This is a genomic window from Spirillospora sp. CA-108201 (assembly GCF_050936235.1).
GTDB lineage: Bacteria > Actinomycetota > Actinomycetes > Streptosporangiales > Streptosporangiaceae > Spirillospora.
The window spans coordinates 426,628-442,314 of the sequence record NZ_JBNJNE010000001.1 but is presented as its reverse complement, the minus strand read 5'-3'; the positions used below and the strand labels follow the sequence as shown (position 1 = coordinate 442,314).

At 67.3% G+C, this 15,687-nt stretch carries 13 protein-coding genes and 4 pseudogenes; 11 read left to right on the top strand and 6 right to left on the bottom strand.

Annotated features, from left to right (window positions below):
- Positions 1–626 precede the first annotated feature (626 nt).
- Positions 627–1,739, bottom strand: a pseudogene (locus ACQEU6_RS02155) (IS701 family transposase); the annotation flags it as partial.
- 115 nt (positions 1,740–1,854) lie between these two features.
- Positions 1,855–2,568, bottom strand: coding sequence for a hypothetical protein (locus ACQEU6_RS02150; protein WP_499328613.1), 714 nt, complete (start codon positions 2,566–2,568; stop codon positions 1,855–1,857).
- 143 nt (positions 2,569–2,711) lie between these two features.
- On the opposite strand from ACQEU6_RS02150, the gene ACQEU6_RS02145 reads away from it, so the two are divergent.
- Positions 2,712–3,632: a phosphotransferase family protein gene (locus ACQEU6_RS02145; RefSeq protein WP_499328879.1), complete on the top strand. Its 921-nt coding sequence runs from the start codon at positions 2,712–2,714 to the stop codon at positions 3,630–3,632.
- A gap of 671 nt (positions 3,633–4,303) precedes the next feature.
- Entirely contained in the window at positions 4,304–4,666 is a 363-nt protein-coding gene (locus ACQEU6_RS02140) for a nucleoside triphosphate pyrophosphohydrolase family protein (protein ID WP_499328878.1), read from the top strand.
- Positions 4,667–5,067: 401 nt separating this feature from the next.
- On the opposite strand, the gene ACQEU6_RS02135 is transcribed toward ACQEU6_RS02140, so the two are convergent.
- Entirely contained in the window at positions 5,068–5,652 is a 585-nt protein-coding gene (locus ACQEU6_RS02135; RefSeq protein WP_499328877.1) for a TetR/AcrR family transcriptional regulator, read from the bottom strand.
- A 72-nt stretch (positions 5,653–5,724) separates the two neighbouring features.
- Between ACQEU6_RS02135 and ACQEU6_RS02130 the strand changes: the two genes are divergently transcribed.
- The 4 genes and pseudogenes from ACQEU6_RS02130 to ACQEU6_RS02115 form a co-directional block, all read left to right on the top strand.
- Positions 5,725–6,141, top strand: a complete 417-nt coding sequence (locus ACQEU6_RS02130) for a VOC family protein (protein ID WP_499328876.1) — start codon at positions 5,725–5,727, stop codon at positions 6,139–6,141.
- Between the two features lie 440 nt (positions 6,142–6,581).
- Positions 6,582–7,169, top strand: a pseudogene (locus tag ACQEU6_RS02125) (IS701 family transposase); the annotation flags it as partial.
- 82 nt (positions 7,170–7,251) lie between these two features.
- Positions 7,252–7,842: a hypothetical protein gene (locus ACQEU6_RS02120; protein ID WP_499340575.1), complete on the top strand. Its 591-nt coding sequence runs from the start codon at positions 7,252–7,254 to the stop codon at positions 7,840–7,842.
- A gap of 168 nt (positions 7,843–8,010) precedes the next feature.
- Positions 8,011–8,901, top strand: a pseudogene (locus ACQEU6_RS02115) (Tn3 family transposase); the annotation flags it as partial.
- Between the two features lie 21 nt (positions 8,902–8,922).
- Here ACQEU6_RS02115 and ACQEU6_RS02110 read toward each other — a convergent pair.
- Complete coding sequence (locus ACQEU6_RS02110) at positions 8,923–9,702, bottom strand: GNAT family N-acetyltransferase (RefSeq protein WP_499328875.1); 780 nt, start codon at positions 9,700–9,702, stop codon at positions 8,923–8,925.
- 199 nt (positions 9,703–9,901) lie between these two features.
- Between ACQEU6_RS02110 and ACQEU6_RS02105 the strand changes: the two genes are divergently transcribed.
- The 4 genes and pseudogenes from ACQEU6_RS02105 (at position 9,902) to ACQEU6_RS02090 (ending at position 14,232) form a co-directional block, all read left to right on the top strand.
- Complete coding sequence (locus ACQEU6_RS02105; protein WP_499328874.1) at positions 9,902–11,284, top strand: aminotransferase-like domain-containing protein; 1,383 nt, start codon at positions 9,902–9,904, stop codon at positions 11,282–11,284.
- 262 nt (positions 11,285–11,546) lie between these two features.
- Positions 11,547–12,217 (top strand): annotated as a pseudogene (locus tag ACQEU6_RS02100) (recombinase family protein).
- A 598-nt stretch (positions 12,218–12,815) separates the two neighbouring features.
- Positions 12,816–13,670 carry a tetratricopeptide repeat protein gene (locus ACQEU6_RS02095; RefSeq protein ID WP_499328873.1) on the top strand — a complete coding sequence of 285 codons (855 nt, stop codon included), beginning with the start codon at positions 12,816–12,818 and terminating at the stop codon, positions 13,668–13,670.
- A gap of 241 nt (positions 13,671–13,911) precedes the next feature.
- Positions 13,912–14,232 carry a WD40 repeat domain-containing protein gene (locus ACQEU6_RS02090; protein ID WP_499328872.1) on the top strand — a complete coding sequence of 107 codons (321 nt, stop codon included), beginning with the start codon at positions 13,912–13,914 and terminating at the stop codon, positions 14,230–14,232.
- A gap of 280 nt (positions 14,233–14,512) precedes the next feature.
- On the opposite strand, the gene ACQEU6_RS02085 is transcribed toward ACQEU6_RS02090, so the two are convergent.
- Entirely contained in the window at positions 14,513–14,644 is a 132-nt protein-coding gene (locus ACQEU6_RS02085; RefSeq protein ID WP_499328871.1) for a hypothetical protein, read from the bottom strand.
- A 169-nt stretch (positions 14,645–14,813) separates the two neighbouring features.
- Here ACQEU6_RS02085 and ACQEU6_RS02080 point away from each other — a divergent pair, with 169 nt between their 5' ends.
- Positions 14,814–14,966 carry a hypothetical protein gene (locus tag ACQEU6_RS02080; protein WP_499340075.1) on the top strand — a complete coding sequence of 51 codons (153 nt, stop codon included), beginning with the start codon at positions 14,814–14,816 and terminating at the stop codon, positions 14,964–14,966.
- Positions 14,967–15,347: 381 nt separating this feature from the next.
- On the opposite strand, the gene ACQEU6_RS02075 is transcribed toward ACQEU6_RS02080, so the two are convergent.
- Positions 15,348–15,608, bottom strand: coding sequence for a hypothetical protein (locus tag ACQEU6_RS02075; RefSeq protein ID WP_499328870.1), 261 nt, complete (start codon positions 15,606–15,608; stop codon positions 15,348–15,350).
- Between the last annotated feature and the right edge of the window lie 79 nt (positions 15,609–15,687).

Below are 15,687 nucleotides of genomic sequence, written 5' to 3'. Positions count from 1 at the left end.
GCGACCGACCTCACCCTCGATGACGAGATGTCGTTGTCGAGGGTGAGGTGGGGGTCGACGGCAGAACCGGTCTGAGCGCGGCAGTTCGCCCACGACGAAGGACGCCGACTGCTGCTCTCAGAATGGGTTCTGAGAATCGGTCGAGGATCGAACCCGGTTCCCCGATGGTTCGTTGATCTTGCTCGCACAAAGGATCGTTTATGAGAAGCTGCTTGCGATTCTGTTCACCGCTGCCGCGGTGGCGTCAGGTCGGCCGAGCAGCGAAAAATCCCATGCATGTGTGTCCGCGTGCCTCCTAGTAGGGCAGCCGCAGTTAGTGATCTCGGGTTCGTTGTCGCCGGTAATGGCATCGGCGGGCGCGGAGTTGGTGGCGGCGTCGCCAGTGTGACCAGCGCAGATGGTGATTCCAGGAGTGCTGGGGTTGGTGGGCCAGAGCGTGCAGGCGGCGGATCTCGTTGACGGTGAGCGGGATCAGCTCGTCGTCTCCGAGGTGATCGACGGTGAGCGATTCGTCACGCGGATTCGGAGGGGCGTTTCGTTGTCCACAGGCTGCCGGCCCCCTGTGTGGCGAGCTCGTGCTCGCCCTGGTCAGTGCCCGTTTCGGTGCCGAGACCAGGATCAGGGCCGGGCGGCGGCTCGGTTTCCTGCGCCGCCGCCGCGGTGAGGGCCAGATGAGCATGTGCGACCATGGCCAGCGTGATGTGCCGATACCAGGCCAGGCGCTTGCGGACCTGGTAGTGATCGAGGCCGACCTCGTTCTTGGTCGCCTGAAAACATTCCTCGATGCTCCACCTGGATCCGGCCACCCGCACCAGCTCGCCCAATGTCACCGGCCCGGTGCTGTAGCAGCGGTAGAAGGCCAGCTCGGAGGGGTCGGACACGCTGCGGCGCACCAGCAGTTGATGGTGCTCGTCCAGGTGGATCCAGGCCCAGTCGTACCACCTTTCGCCCTTGGAACCTGGTCCGCACGAGTACCGCTGCCACGCGTCGGCGGCCAGGTCCGCGGCCAGATGATCGGCCCGCATCTTGCCGGTGGCCAGGGTGAGGTGGTGATCGCACGACACCGCCATGACGTAGTTCAGCCCGCGGCGCTCCAGCTTGGTGCGCAGCGGCCCGTTGTCACCGTAGGCCTCGTCCCCTGTCACCCAGCCGAACAGGAAGAGCGGGTCGTCGGCGGCACGTTCGATCATCACCCACGCCAGCTCCGGCTTGGTCGAAAACCGCAGGTCATCGTCCACTCCGGCATCGGCCAGCCGATCCGGGGCGGCATACCAGGACTTGGGCACATACAACTCCCGGTCGATCAGCACCCGATGCCGGCCCGGATCGACATAGGAGCAGAACACCCCGATCTGACAGTTGGTGATCTTCCCCGCGGTGCCGGTGTACTGCCGCTGCACCCCCGCCGACCGGCGGCCGGTCTTCTCAAACCCGGTGTCATCGACCGCCAGCACCCCATCGGCCGAGCCGATCCGCCGGGCCACCACGCGACGCAGCGCGTCCCGCACCCGATCGGCATCCCACACCGCAGCGTTCAACAACCGCTGCATCCCATCCGGCGTGGAGTCCCCGGCGAACTCCGCCAGCGACCACCCGTTCTTATGCTCCAGCCCGCTCAGCAATCCCAGCACATACGCCCGGGCCCGCAACCTGGGCTCCCGCCGGAACACCGCCGGGGCCACCACCTCGCCGAACAGCTCATCCAGCCGCCGTACCCACCCGGCCGGGTCGATCTCCATTACGGTCACGGCCTCCGCCGGTCATGTCGTCCATGCACATCTTCATGATCACAGCGGTGGCCGTCTCACGTCCGGCTCCGTCACCGAACCGAGATCGCCAAGTGCGGCTGCCCGACTATTCGGTGTGGAAGCCCGCGAGGTACTCGCGCACGATGTCGGCGTAACCGCCCGTGGTGGACGGCCAGGACGCCACGAGACGCTCCACCCGCTCCCGGTGGACCTGGATCCGGCTCGGCAGAACGAGGTGAAGCGCGGCCCCGATCTGAAGTTCCAACTCGTCCGACTCGGTCGCGCGGACAAGCAGGTCGTCGACCTCCGGTGCCTCGACCCCGTTCAGAGCCGAAAGCGCGTCACACCGCTCTGCGATGTCGAGCGTCTCATCGAAAACCATGCCGCCGACCACCGCCAGCAGCCGCGGATTCGGTACGGGCCCGTCCTGCAACGCGGCGGAGGCCGCGAAGATACCCGCTTCCCGCACGTTCACGTCAGTGGCGCCTTCGAGAGCGTCAGCGATCAGGTCCGCGTCCTCGGCCCCGGCCAGGTTCATCATCGCACGCAGGGCATGCACGTGGTCGACACCCTCCTCGCTGGATGCCGGAAGGCGGCGGAGCATACCCCGCGCGGCGACAAGCACCTCGTCGGCGAACGGCTCAAGCGGATTCCCCCCGGCAAACCGACTGCGCGTCACCGCGTCCTGGTATTCGTCCAGGGCTTCGCTCACGTACTCACTGTGCAGCAGGATGCCGAACGCGCGCAGATAAGAGTCCTTGCTGGTCGGGGCCCTCAACTCGGCGAGCGCCCAGTCGAGGTTCACGTTCTCCAGGGGCATATGTCTCAGGATCTCAGGGTCCGGTCCGCGATGGATCAGGCTAGCGGGCACACCGTCTTGATCACAGAGGTGGCCGCCTCACATCCGGCTCCGTCACCGAACCGAGATCACCAAGTGCGGCTGCCCTACTAGGATTGGGTCTTATGTTGTCCCGTCCTTCCTTCATCAGTGACGAGGTGATCGCGCATGCGGTCGCTACGCACTGGCTGCCCGAGATTGCCGATATCAGCTACCTGCCGTGGGGTTTCGGCGCGCATCATTGGCGTGCGATCGGCGGGGAGGCCACTCTGTTCGTGACGTTGGACCAGTTGGAGCCCCGGCACACCGCGAATTCCCTGGAGGCCGCCTACGCCGGGGCTGCCGCACTGGCCGTCTCTGGTCTGGACGTGGTGTGTGCGCCGTTGCCCGCCCGGTCCGGGCGGTTCACCGCCGACGTCGGGGCCGGTGCGCTCAGCGTGACGCCGTGGCTGGAGGGCCGGAGCCCGACCGAGGCGGAGGCCCGCGAGCCCCGGCATGTCCGCGAGGTCGTTCTCGCGCTGGCCGCGCTTCATCGCGCTGCCCCGCCTGATGGCCTGCGGTTTTGGACTCCGCAGGTCGGCGCTGAATTCGCGGATGAGTTGCGAGCTCGCACCGCCGAGCCCTGGACCAGCGGCCCGTTGGCGGAGCAGGCGCGGGTCGCTCTTGCCGCACACGACGATGCGATCAAGTGTTGGACGGGCCGTTACCTGGAACTGGCGGAAATAGCATTCTCCCGCCGGGACTCATGGGTGCCGACACACGGCGAGCCGCACAACGACAACCAGGTCATGACCGCCCATGGGTTGAGGCTGGTCGACTGGGAATCGCTGGCCCTGGCGCCGCCCGAACGAGACTACGCCGACCTGCTCGCTGCGGCAGACCTCTTGCTCCCCGACCCCGCGATGGTCGAGCTGTTCGCGCTGGACTGGCGGCTTTCCGAGATCGCCGAGTACGCGCGCTGGTTCGCCGCTCCGCACACCGGCACCGACGACGACCACACCGCTATGGAAGGGTTGTACGAGGAATTGGCAGGGGGCGCGGAATAAGCCCGCGATCCCCGGGGTGTGCCCGGGCGGCACCGATCAGCGCGGCCGAACGCGACCAGTTCGTCGGCGCACTCGGCCTGTCGAAGACGCGCACGGCGGACCTGCACACCGACAAGGCTGCCTGCCAGGACGCCGGTGAGGTGGCAAAAGCCCGCTGACTGTAGCGTCAGGAGCAGGGGGCGCGACCGCTCGGGTACGGCCGCCCTACGAGGTCACACACGGTCGCGGCCCACCATCGGGACACATGACCCTCACCGCGTCGTGCTGACCCGGCCCGCAGATGAGCCGCGAGGGTCACGTCCAGCGGAGTGGTGCATGAGTCGGCCTCCTCGTGATCCTGTTTCTGCAGGTCAAGCGGCGAGTTCTCGGTTGTCGATCTTGGGGGCGGGTGTGGTGCGGTCGATGGAGGACAATCAGAAGCTCATCGACTGGGTTCGTCCACCTCACCGCGCCCCCGAAGTGATCGCAGCGCCCTCCGGCAACGCGATGAGAAGGCCCCCGGTCTTCGGGAGCTCACCGCATTGATCAACGGCTACACCAGGGTCTTCGCCGACCTCGCCGCCCGCGCACCCACCGTCACCGTTCAAACCGCCTCAGCGGCCTGACCCAGCCCCTGAACCCGCACCTTTCTCCGATAACCCGCCGTCCCGAGCAGTACGGTCCTCGATAGGGTGAGTCCCATCCGCACCGAGCGCCTCACCAGCACCGATGGGCGGAGGATCATCATGCAGTTGCGCGAGATCCAAAAGCTCGCCCGGGAAAACAAGGTCGCCAAGGGGTTCGACACCACCGACGTGAATCTGGAATTCGCGCTCGCGCACGCCGAGTTTTCGGAAGCCTCCCGCAAACAGCCCGACAACCTCGGCGCCGAACTCGCCGACACCCTGATGTTCCTGGTATCCATCGCCGAAATGCGCGGCGTCGATCTAGACGCCGCCGTCGAAACTAAGATCGCCAAGAACGCGGCCCGCACCTGTCGTCGCAACGCAACCCTGGTCAAGACCGACGAGACCCTCGCGGCCGAGAACACCTGACGGATTCGCGGTGTCCAACGGCTCCCGACCGTCGGCTGTGCAAGTACCCACTCGACCAGCGGCGGCGACTCTCCGCCGCGGCCATGACCGGCGGCGGACTTGGCCGGGACGGAACTGGCGGCCAAGATGCGAACTGCGCATCGACGGCGAACCATCCCTCGTGGGGATGAGGAACGCCCGCAAGCGCCACGCACGACCGACGCCGTGAGGACTTGACGATCGTCAGGCCGAGCGCGGTGATCAGGGACAGGCGATCCCCGCGTACTGGCCGGCCAAGATCCACCATGACTCCGGGGCGCCGCCGGTCCGCTACGTCAGGAAGAGCATCGTCAGCATGATGAGGTCGTCGATGTTGGTGCCGACGAACATCCTGGCAGCGGTGACGATCGTGGTGTGGAGGTTCATGCGGCATGGAGGGCTTCCAGCAGCCTTGCCAGGGCGGCCTGGGTGTCGGGGAGGTTCGCGGGGTCGCCGGAGGAGGCCAGCCAGAGTGCCGCCTCGTTCATCGCGCCCGACAGCAGGTGGGTGAGCGGGGCGACCGGCTGGGGGGCGATCACTTCTGCTTGGATGAGTTCGGTGAGCGCCTCGGCCAGGTACCGGGCCGAGGCCTGTTCGTCCAGTGCGCGCCACTCGTTCCAGCCCAGGACGGCCGGACCGTCGACGAGCATGATCCGCTGGACGCCGGGCGCGGTGCTCGCGGCGAGGAACGCCTGACAGCCCGCGGTCAGCCGGGTCCACGGGTCGTCGTGGGCGTCGGCCGTCCGCGCGACCGTCTCGCCCACCTCCCCCTGCACCTGCTCCAGGACGGCCCGGAACAGGTCGGCCTTGCTCGCGAACAGGTGGTAGAGGGCGCCCTTGGTGACCCCGGCGGCCTCCACGATCTCCGCCAGGCTGACCGCGCCGTAGCCGCGGTCGGCGAACAGGAGCCTGCTCGCGCGGAGCAACTCCTGCCTGGTCCGCTCCCGCCGCTGTGCTCTGACGCTCACACGACCTCCTTGACATACCGGCGGTATGCCAATATACCTTCACACACCAACGGTATGCGAAAGGGGTCGACCATGAATCTGACCAGCTTCTATCCGGTGATCTGCACCTCCCGGCTCGATGAGTCCAAGGACTTCTACATCCGGCTGCTGGGGTACACGACGACGTTCGAGGCCGACTGGTACGTGAGCCTGAAGTACGGGGGGACGCCGTCCTACGAGCTCGCTCTGCTCGACCACACCCACCCGACGTTGCCCGAGGCGTACCGCCGTCCCGTCCAGGGACTGCTGCTGAACTACGAGGTGGAGGACGTGGACGCCGAGTGGGAGCGGCTCGTCATGCAGGAGGGGCTGAAGCCTGAACTCGAACTGCGCGACGAGGATTTCGGGCAGCGGCACTTCATCGTCGCCGACCCGAACGGGGTTCTCGTCGATGTCATCACCCCCATCGAGGCGGGCGCCGACTACGCCGCCCAGTACGTGGACGCGTGAGGGCCAGGCGCACGCCCGAAGGGGGTCGTTCCGGTCGTCTCAGGAACGGAACTTCTGAGGGCGCGAGGATCGGACACGCGAGCGCTGCGGCCGCAATGCCGACCTGGACCGGGGTGGGGACCCGCGTGTGGTGGACGGCACGTGCACGACCATCGCGTCGCTGCCTTATTCACGCGCACGGATGGGAGGGGGACGGAGGCCGCGAACCTGCCGGTCCAGCGCATCCGGGTCGGAGCCGTGCCGGTGGGGTGAGCGACCTGGTGGTGGATCCAGGATCCCGCGGGTGCGGCCGGCGGCTTGTCTGCGGTCTGGCAGCGAGGCGCGGCCGGGACCGGCTCGGCGCTGGTGGGGCTCGGCGCTGGTGGGGAGACTGCTAGTACTACAGCCTGATTCGTAATTGGCTGGGTGTAGCGTGCCGTTTTGTGGTGACTGCCGGTGATCTGCAGGTGTGGGTTTCGGGGCTGGATGCGCTGCTTGCTCGGGTGGCGTCGCGGTTCGGGCGGGTGGAGCCGAGCCGGCAGGCGCGGGCGTATGTGACTGGGCTGCTGGCTCCGGTGGAACGCAAGTGCGGCTGGCAGTTGGCCGAGGCCGCTGGTGCCACCTCGCCGGGCCGGATGTAGCGGTTGCTTACGGCGCCCATTGGGATGCACGCGGGATGCGCGATGACCTGCGGGCTAATCCTCGGGCACCGCGACGGCGTGCTGATCGTGGACAAGACGGGGTTCATCAAGAAGGGCGCGAAGTCGGCCGGGGTGCAGTGCCAGTACTCCGGGACCGCGGGCCGGATCGAGAACTGCCAGCTCGGGGTGTTCCTGGCATACGCCTCCCCGCTGGGGAGGGGCATTGATCGACGCCGAACTGTATCCGCCCAAGTCCTGGTTGGCCGACCGACCTCGGTGCGTTGAGCCGGCATCCCGGCCGAGGCGGAGTTCGCGACCAAGCCGGCGCAGGAGGCGCGGGCGATGCTGGCCCGCGCGCTGGAGGCGGGGGTGCCGGTGTCGTGGGCCACCGCCGACGAGGCGTACGGGACGGACTTCAAACGTGCTGGGGCGGGTGAACCTGTCCCGGGTGCCGGTGAACCGGCTCTCTGTGCTGGCCCGCTAAGGGCAGTTGAGCAAGGCGCAGACGATCGAGCGAGCGCCGAAGCCGCGGCGGACCGCGCTGCTGACGGCGCTGCTGACGGCGCTGCTGACGGCGCTGGTGCGGCAACTGGAGGCGCAGGCGGTCGACGACGCGCTCGACCTGTTCGCGGTGCCGATGGCGAACCGGCTGATCAGCCCCGCGCGGCGGGCCGCAGACCGGGAACGCCTGGCGATGCTGCCGCAGTTGGAGAAGGCGGCCCGCATCCTGGCGAAGACGTCGAAGATCCTTCCCGAGGAGCTGGTCCTGGTCGCCGAACATGAGGCGGACCTGGACGTCGCCGCGCTGTGGGCGGCGGTGGAGGAGGCGGTGCCGCGTACGGCGGTCTCCTCGGCGGTGGCGACCATGGAGGCCCTGGCGCCGGAGGACGAGGGGTCGGCCGAGGCGGCGATGCGCGAGAAGCTGGCCCTGCGCTACAACACTGTGCCCGTTCCTCTCCCTGCTCGGCGAGTCGGGCGGCCCTGGGTGCGGCCCCCGCCGGGCGGCGCCTACTCAAGGCGGTGCGGCGGCTCCCGCGCTTTCGCGCCGGCGGGTCAAGGACCGCCCGCTGCTGCCGCGTGAGGTCGGCGCCGAGCTGGTGCCCGCGATGTGGAAGGGGCGGTGTTCTTCAACGCCAAGTTGCCCCAGGGCTCCGTCGACCGGGATGCGTACGTGGTGTGCGTGCTGGGGCACCTGCACCGCGCGCTGAACCGGCGCGACGTATTCGCCGCGCCGTCGAACCGGTGGGCCGACCCGCCTTCCCACGTCGGCCAGAACTACGTGCACGCCGACACCATCGCCGCGGCGAACGCCGCGCTCATCACCGCCCAGTCCCGCATCGAGCTGGCCCAGATGTGGGGCGGCGGACCGGTCGCCTCCGTCGACGGCCGGCGCTTCGTCGTCCCCCTCAAGAGCATCAACACCGGCCCCTCGCCCAAGTACTACGGATACAAACGCGGGGTGACCTGCTCAACGCAGTCAACGACCAGGTCGCGGGGATCGGCGCGATGGTCGTATACGCCGCACCCCGCGCGACAGCCTCTACACGCTGGACACCCTGTTCAACCTCGACGGCGGGGTGAAGCCGGAGATGGTCGCCACCGACAACGCCTCGTACTCCGACATGGCGTTCGGCCTGTACAAGATGCTTGGCTTCCGCTTCGCCCCGCGCTTCCCCGACCTGAACGACCAGCGGTTCTGGCGTGCGGACCTGCCCGACGGCGAGGCCCCGGCCTCCGGGTACGGGCCGCTGGACGCCGTCGCCGCAACAAGGTCAACCTTACGCGGATCACCACGCACTGGCCGGACATGCTCCGCGTCGCCGGATCACTCATCGCCAACCAGGTACGCGCCTACGACCTGCTGCGGATGTTCGGCCGCGAGGGCCAGGAGAACCAGCTCGCCGCCCTCGGCCTGGTCCTCAACGCCATCGTGCTGTGGAACACCCGCTACCTGGACGCCGCCGTCGCGGTGCTGCGCGCCGAGGGCCACGACATCAAGGACGAGGACGTCGCCCGCCTCTCCCCGCTCAAGGACCGGTACATCAACTTCCTGGGCCGCTACCTGTTCAACATCAAGGCCAGCGGCCCCAGCCGGGGCCTGCGTCCACAGCGCGACCCGGGCACTGACGACGAAGACTGACGCGCACCCGCCCCTGACGCCTCATGCGGAATGATCGGGGACCGCTAGACCGTAGTACGGAAGGCGCCTCACGGGACGAAAGCCCAGCTTCTCCGCCAAACGGTGAGATGCCAGATTGTCTGCTCGGCAGGCCCAGACAGGAGTAAGGCCATCGTCGAGGAGATCCTTGACCATGCGGGATGCGACGGCAGTTCCAAGGCCCTGCCCGCGCGCTTCGGGCGCGGTCTCGATGCCGAGTTCAAGTTCGTCCTCGAACCGGAACGAGGTGAAGGCCAGCGCTCCGCGTGTCCCGTTCTTCTCGGCGCGCCATCCTCCACCGTGTTCGAGGAACTGCGATGCGCCGCGCCAGAACTCCGCTGGCACTACAGAGCCCGGTCGAGCGAAGTCCGACGCGTCCGCACGAACGATCGACCAGTCTCCAGACGCGATAGAGCCTTCATGCGGGGCCCGGAACCGGTCGGGATCGAACGCAAAGTTGATCCGAGTGCCGACGGTCGGTCGTGCCTGTCCAGGCATATCCGGCCTGGTGAGTCGCACTTCCCACGGAAGAGCGGTCCACCGCGGATCGATCTGGAGCCACTCGTGCCGCGATCGATAGCGCCCAAGCCGAATGCGCTCGATCAGCTCGTCGAACGCCTCGTCGACGCGGTCGCCCCAGACGAGTGACATCCCATACGGATGGACGGCATGTACGGCGCCGTCTCCGACTGACTCGGACATCCAGATCTGTCCCTCGACTTTTCCGTCCAGGACGGCACGGGCGAAGCCAACGTTCATGTCCAGGCGGAGGAGTTCACGCATCGACCTCAGCGTGCCCACGGGGGACGAGTCGGGCTTCCGTATGCCGGATGCGCGGTGCGAGATCTGGGCCATGATCGGGCCCTCCCCTTGTTGGCACGACGACGCTGCGATGTGGACGTCGCCGTCCGCGGCTTCCGATCGACTCATATTACATCGATTGAATAGCGTGACAGTTCAATGCAATGACATGATTGCATCTATGGATATGTGGATTCCGTCGATCGCAGGAGCTCTCGGGACGAGGGCGCAGGCCATCGTCGACGCACTTGGCGCGGACATCGCCGCAGGTCGCTTGCGAACCGGCGACCGCTTGCCGACGCAGCGGGATCTGGCAGAGGCGCTCGGCCTTTCACCGAACACGGTGATGCGCGCCTACTCGGAGGCGAAGCGCCGGGGGTATGTCGTGGGAGAGGTCGGCCGAGGTACTTACGTGCGTCCGGCTGACGCTGTGCCGCAGGCCGGCCCGGTGGCGTTGGCGCGACCTCTCGACGGCCCGGTCGATCTTTCGCTGGGCCTGCCCTTCGTCGGAGCGGCCGGGGAGGCGCTGTCGGCGACCCTCACCGAACTCGCCGGGAGCAACGGCCTCAACGCCCTTCTCGATCACGGCGAGATGCGGGGCAGACACGCCGAGGCCGGAGCCGTATGGCTGCGCGGCCTTGGCCTGGAGGCAGAGGCTGAACGCATCGTGCTCGTCAACGGGGCGCAGCAGGGCATCTGCGCGGCCTTGCTCGCCTTGCTCCGCCCCGGCGACACCCTGCTCACCGAACAGTTGACCTACTCGCCGCTCAAGGCGCTCGCCGCGCATATCGGCGTCCGGATCCACGCCCTCGCCATGGATGACGAGGGCATCGTGCCGGACTCATTGGAAGCCGCCTGCCGGTCGACGGCGCCCAAGCTGCTCTACTGCACACCGACCCTGCAAACGCCGACCACCGCGACGATGGGCGAGGGCCGCCGGGAACACATCGCCCGGATCGCCGTCGCTCATGACCTGGTCATTGTCGAGGACGACGTCTTCGGATTCCTGCCCGACAGCCGACCGTTGCCGCTGTCGGTCTTCGCACCCGATCACACAGTCTTCATCACCAGCGTCTCGAAATCCATGGCGCCGGGGCTCCGCGCCGGCTACGTCCATGCCCCCGACCGACTGCTTCCAGCGATCAGCGCCGCCGTCGCGGTCTCATCGTGGATGCCGCCGCCCCTGATTGCCGAGATCGCGAGCCGCTGGATCAAGGACGGCACCGCAACTCGACTCAACGAGGCTCAGCGCTCACACGCGGCACGGCGGCAGGCCATGGCTCGCAGGCTGCTCTCCGGCCATGTCCACCATGCCCATCCGCAAGGGGCGCACGTGTGGCTCGTCCTGCCGCAGTACTGGACGGCGAGGGCCTTCGCCGCCGCCGCCGAACGCTCCGGCGTACTCCTCAACACCGCCGAGACGTTCGCCACCGCGGCCGAGGCGCCCGCCGCTGTCCGCCTCTGCCTCAGTCACGAGAGCACTGACGAGCGCGTACGGCAAGGACTGACAACCGTCGCCACGCTCCTGGACGCACCCGCCGACAGTCACACCCTCGTCATCTGACACTCAGACACCGCCTGCCCTCGCGAAGCGCTGCGGTGGCCTTTGGGGAGCCGGTGCGGTGGCTGTGGCAGCTGGTTGGGTGCAGCTGGAGGTGTCGGGAGTGAATTCAGGCAGATCGCCTGCAGGATCTTCAAGAATTGTTCGTTTTCTGAAGATCCCTCCCGCAAGGGTGCCCAACCCCTCGGGGGCCTTCAAAAAACCCTTCAAAAACCTCGGTCGTTCAACACCCCCGGACTGCCGTTTTCTGACATGACCCGGGGCTGTGGCGACGACTCAGGAGCCAGCGGATGACGCGGACATACTCGTCCCTGAGCCGCTCGTACGCATCGAGATCAAGATCGGGTACGCCCGAGTGTCGACCGGCGGGCAGAAGCTGGAGCGGCAGCTCGACGCGCTCACCGCCGCCGGATGCCGGAAGAGCTTCGCGGACAAGAAGTCTGGCAAGGACGCGCTCCGCCCCGAACTGGAGGCGTGCCACGCGTTCCTCGACGCGGGCGACACGCTCGTGGTCCCCTCGCTCGACCGCTACGGCCGCAGCCTCCAGACCTCATCAACGTGGTCGCCAAGCTGCGCGAGCGCGGCATCGGCTTCACCTCACTGCACGAGAACCTCGACACCACCACCCCCGGCGGTCGCCTCGTCCTCCACGTCTTCGCCGCGCTCGCCGAGTTCGTCCGCGAACTCATCGTCATCGGTACCAAGGAGGGCCTCGCCGCCGCCCGCGCCCGCGGCCGGGTCGGCGGACGCCAAAGCGTCGCCACCGAGGAGATCATCCGCGCCGCACGCGACCTGCTTCCCGACCCCGGCCGCTCCATCACCTCGATTGCCAAGCTCCTCGGCGTCTCCCCGGGCACGCTCTACAACCACATCCCGGACCTGCACGAACTACGCGCCGGCGCCGTCCCCCGTCAACTCGAAGCACCCACGCGGTAGGCGGCATCACCAGGACGACCCGAGCGTCATAGTCTCAGTTATCCGTGCTGCTCGGCCCGGAATGGACCACCGGCCGCATTCCCAGCCCGCGCACACGATCATCTGGCGCTGCCGTAGGGGTATCTGGTGGTGGAAAAAAGGCTCTACCCCCACCGGCTGCACTCGCCCCCCAACCGGCGCACACCCTCATCACCGGTGCCCACGTTTTGTTCTTCTCTCGGCTCTGCAAGAGGTCCGCTGGCCTCCGAGCCCGGCATGACTGTTCCCCTGTTGAATGCATGACCTGGGTGTGTCACTCAAAACGATCCGGTCAATGATTCGCTGACGGAGGCAGCCGGGCGGAGGGTTCGGGCGATACGCCGACCGCTCGCGCAGCAGGGCCGCGAACTGCTCCCCGAGCGGTTCGGTCAGTGCGGGCTGTGCCTCCTCCGTGATCACAGAGCGTCGCCACTCCCTGATCATCGAGACCAGCCCGGCTGTGCCGGCGACGTTCGCAACCGTGCTCATCCGCACGGGCTCTTACCGATCCACGCCTACGGTTTCACCGTGCAGATCTAGGTCCAGGCACCGGGGCGCCGCACAGAGATGACATAGTTCCATGAGAACAGTTCTTCCCGGCTTCCATTCGAGAGAAGGCGTCGCGTTGGATCCAGATGACGCCGTCAACGATCCCGACTCCGCTCGTGAGGAATACGGACGGCTGATCGCAACCGGCGATGAGGACGAGGTGGCCGAGGCCATCTTCCTGCTTGCCGCTCTGGAGAGGAACCTCGGCCGGACGGTGGAGGCGCGTACAGCCTTGGAGCGGGCCATCGCCACCGGACACGTCGAGGTGACTCCCAAGGCATGGGGCAACCTCGCGGTCCTCGAGGCGGTGGAGGGTCGGGTCGAGGCGGCGCGCGCCGCCTTTCGGAAGGCCGTCCTCAGCGCTCACCCCGAGCACGCCCCGCAGGCGATGTTCAACTTCGGGCTGTTCGAGCGCAGGCAGGGCAACGTAGGCGCGGCCCGTAAGCTGTACCGGCAGGCGATCGCCACAGGGCACCACGAGCATGCACGCAAAGCCCTACTCAACCTCGGCAACCTAGAAGCCGAACAGGGCCGTACGGCCGAGGCTCGCGACCTCTACCAGCGGGCTATGGCCACCGGTCACTCCGACACCCAGACGCGCGCCCGCCAGGGGCTGCAGCAACTCGAACAGGCCGCGCAACGCTGTGTTCGCGCCGTTCCGCCTTGCGCCAGCCCGGACCAGGAGCTCATTCGGAGGAAGCTCTGCATCGACCTCGACGAGGTCCAGGACGCGAATTGGGTCACCGGCCACCGCCCCGCCTACGGGAACGGGGAGATCGAGATCTGGACCCGAGACGACGAAACACGCATCATATTCCTGGACCAGCGAGAGCCAGACGACTTCCTCACGTACATGTACCTCAAGAACCGCTTCGGCTTGGAGTAGGAACCCAGCTGCGGCCAAGGAGATACCCGGGCGCGGGTCGTGCCCGGGTACCAGCGGTATCGAGCTCTGCTCCAATGCTGGCAGGAAATCTCCCGAGTCGGGCAGCGCACGACTTTGATCGACGCGCGGCCGCGCGAGGTCCTCCCCACCGAGGACCAGTTCCGCTCCATGGTCCGCGGAACGCATATGACCCTGATGGTTCGCTGGCATTCATCAGTAACGAGCACGGCACGATCCAGGCATGGGATCTGCGTGGGGAGGGACGGCACCGCATCCTGGAGGGCACACCGGACAGATCCCCGCCCTTGCCGTCAGCGGTAACGGTCAGGTCGCCGTGTCGGCGGGGGCGGACGGGACCGTGCGAGTCCGGGAGGCGCAATCAGGACACTGTCGGCACGTACTATGCGGCCACACCGCCAGGGTGAAAGAGGTCGCGGTCACCGTGGACGATCGTTCCGGCTGTCGGCTGGAGACGACGACACCATCCGGATCCGGGACCTGCTCTCCGGCGAATGCCGTCAAGTGCGCACCGGACGCACGGCCGCCATCCACACCCGGCTGATGGACGCTGACGCATGCCACGCAGTCTCCTCCCCCACGTTCAAAGAAGAGGGCGCCCGGATCTGGGATCTGCGGTCCGGCGGTGCTTGGGTGAGCTGCCGAAAGTTTCCGGGGTGTCAGGACCTTGCACACGTTCCCGGGCGAGCGCCGCCATCCGTACTTCGTCCGGCTTGCCCCGGTGCTTCGCGAAGTCGCAGGAAGCGATCAACTCCTGCCGTACGTGACCGGAGTTCGGGTGATCGGCGCCGAGCGGCTGCTCGGACCGGTCCAGCGACCTAAGGTCACGGGCACAGCAAGAGGGCCGCAGTACGTTGATCCTGACAGGAGGCGAGGTGCGGGACGAATTCACGGTTCAGGCGGAGTTTCTCGATTGCCTGCAGGTGAATCTCGCCATCCTGGCGGATCGATTTCATGACGCGGGAACATTATTCCCGATGGTGTTGGAGCCTATGTCGTGTGCGACGCGTTTCATCTCCCATGGACTCCCCAGTGCGGGGTCAAACATGTTGAACACAGCTTTCTGATCAAGGCTGAAAACGGTGCGATCTCGCAGACCTCGCTGACGCCCCGTCCTTCAACTCGCTGCGCATGTTGGAGATCGTCGAAGCGCTGGAGAGGCGGTTCGGTGTCGAGTTCGCCCCTACCGCACTGCTGCCCGAACGGCTGCACCGTATGAACGATCTGTGCGCACTGATCTATGTCTTCGGCGTGCAATTTAACCCCGAGTCACAGTGATCCGACCATCGACTCCGGGCTCATTCAGACTCTCGCCCCTGCCAGCGGGGGGCGCTCGGCAGCCAACTCGTCTCAGACTACGTCGGGCACTCGGCCTGCACGCCCCCGCGCAACTTCGCGAGTCGCCGGCCGCCGCCACCCAGGTCAAGGACCTGGCCCCGCTGCGCGCGCCGCACGCAGCGCGTATGTCGCGGCCATGGACAGCGTGCTCGGCTGGTCGGCGGTCACGCTGGCCGTGATCGCGGTATCGCGATGTTCCACTGACTCCAAACCGGCCAGACCTACGACCCCGGTAAGGCCTTCGCGCCCGCCCTTACCGCAGCCGCTGGACGCCTTAACGCCATTGGAGGTCTGCTGGCGACGCCTCGTCCGCTGATTCTGTTACGACCCGTAAGAGCCGTCCTGTAATGGTGGAGGTGTGAAGCCGGGCGTGCCAGGGTGGCGTGCCGCCCCAAGCCGGATAGCCATCGGCAGGTTGCGCATGCGGGCGATGCCGCGGGTGGCGTGGCGGACGCCCCCGCGTTTGCGGCGGCAGGTGCGCGGGATGCTCCACCACTTCATGTGCGCGAAGGCGTGCTCGATGCGGGCGCGAACCTGTTTGTGGACGGTGTTGAGATCCTGCTGCCAGGCGGCCAGTTCCACGCCACCGCGGGGCCGCCGATAGGGCATGATGACCTGCCGGTTTCTCTGGTAGCCAGCGGGTGATCATGCCAGACCGGCG

Coding starts and splice junctions, on each gene's coding strand:
- ACQEU6_RS02095 (WP_499328873.1), top strand. CDS start 12,816: ATGAGAACAGTTCTTCCCGGCTTCCATTCGAGAGAAGGCGTCGCGTTG.
- ACQEU6_RS02105 (WP_499328874.1), top strand. CDS start 9,902: ATGGATATGTGGATTCCGTCGATCGCAGGAGCTCTCGGGACGAGGGCG.
- ACQEU6_RS02085 (WP_499328871.1), bottom strand. CDS start 14,644: ATGAAATCGATCCGCCAGGATGGCGAGATTCACCTGCAGGCAATCGAG.
- ACQEU6_RS02145 (WP_499328879.1), top strand. CDS start 2,712: ATGTTGTCCCGTCCTTCCTTCATCAGTGACGAGGTGATCGCGCATGCG.
- ACQEU6_RS02090 (WP_499328872.1), top strand. CDS start 13,912: ATGGGATCTGCGTGGGGAGGGACGGCACCGCATCCTGGAGGGCACACC.
- ACQEU6_RS02110 (WP_499328875.1), bottom strand. CDS start 9,702: ATGCGTGAACTCCTCCGCCTGGACATGAACGTTGGCTTCGCCCGTGCC.
- ACQEU6_RS02150 (WP_499328613.1), bottom strand. CDS start 2,568: ATGCCCCTGGAGAACGTGAACCTCGACTGGGCGCTCGCCGAGTTGAGG.
- ACQEU6_RS02130 (WP_499328876.1), top strand. CDS start 5,725: ATGAATCTGACCAGCTTCTATCCGGTGATCTGCACCTCCCGGCTCGAT.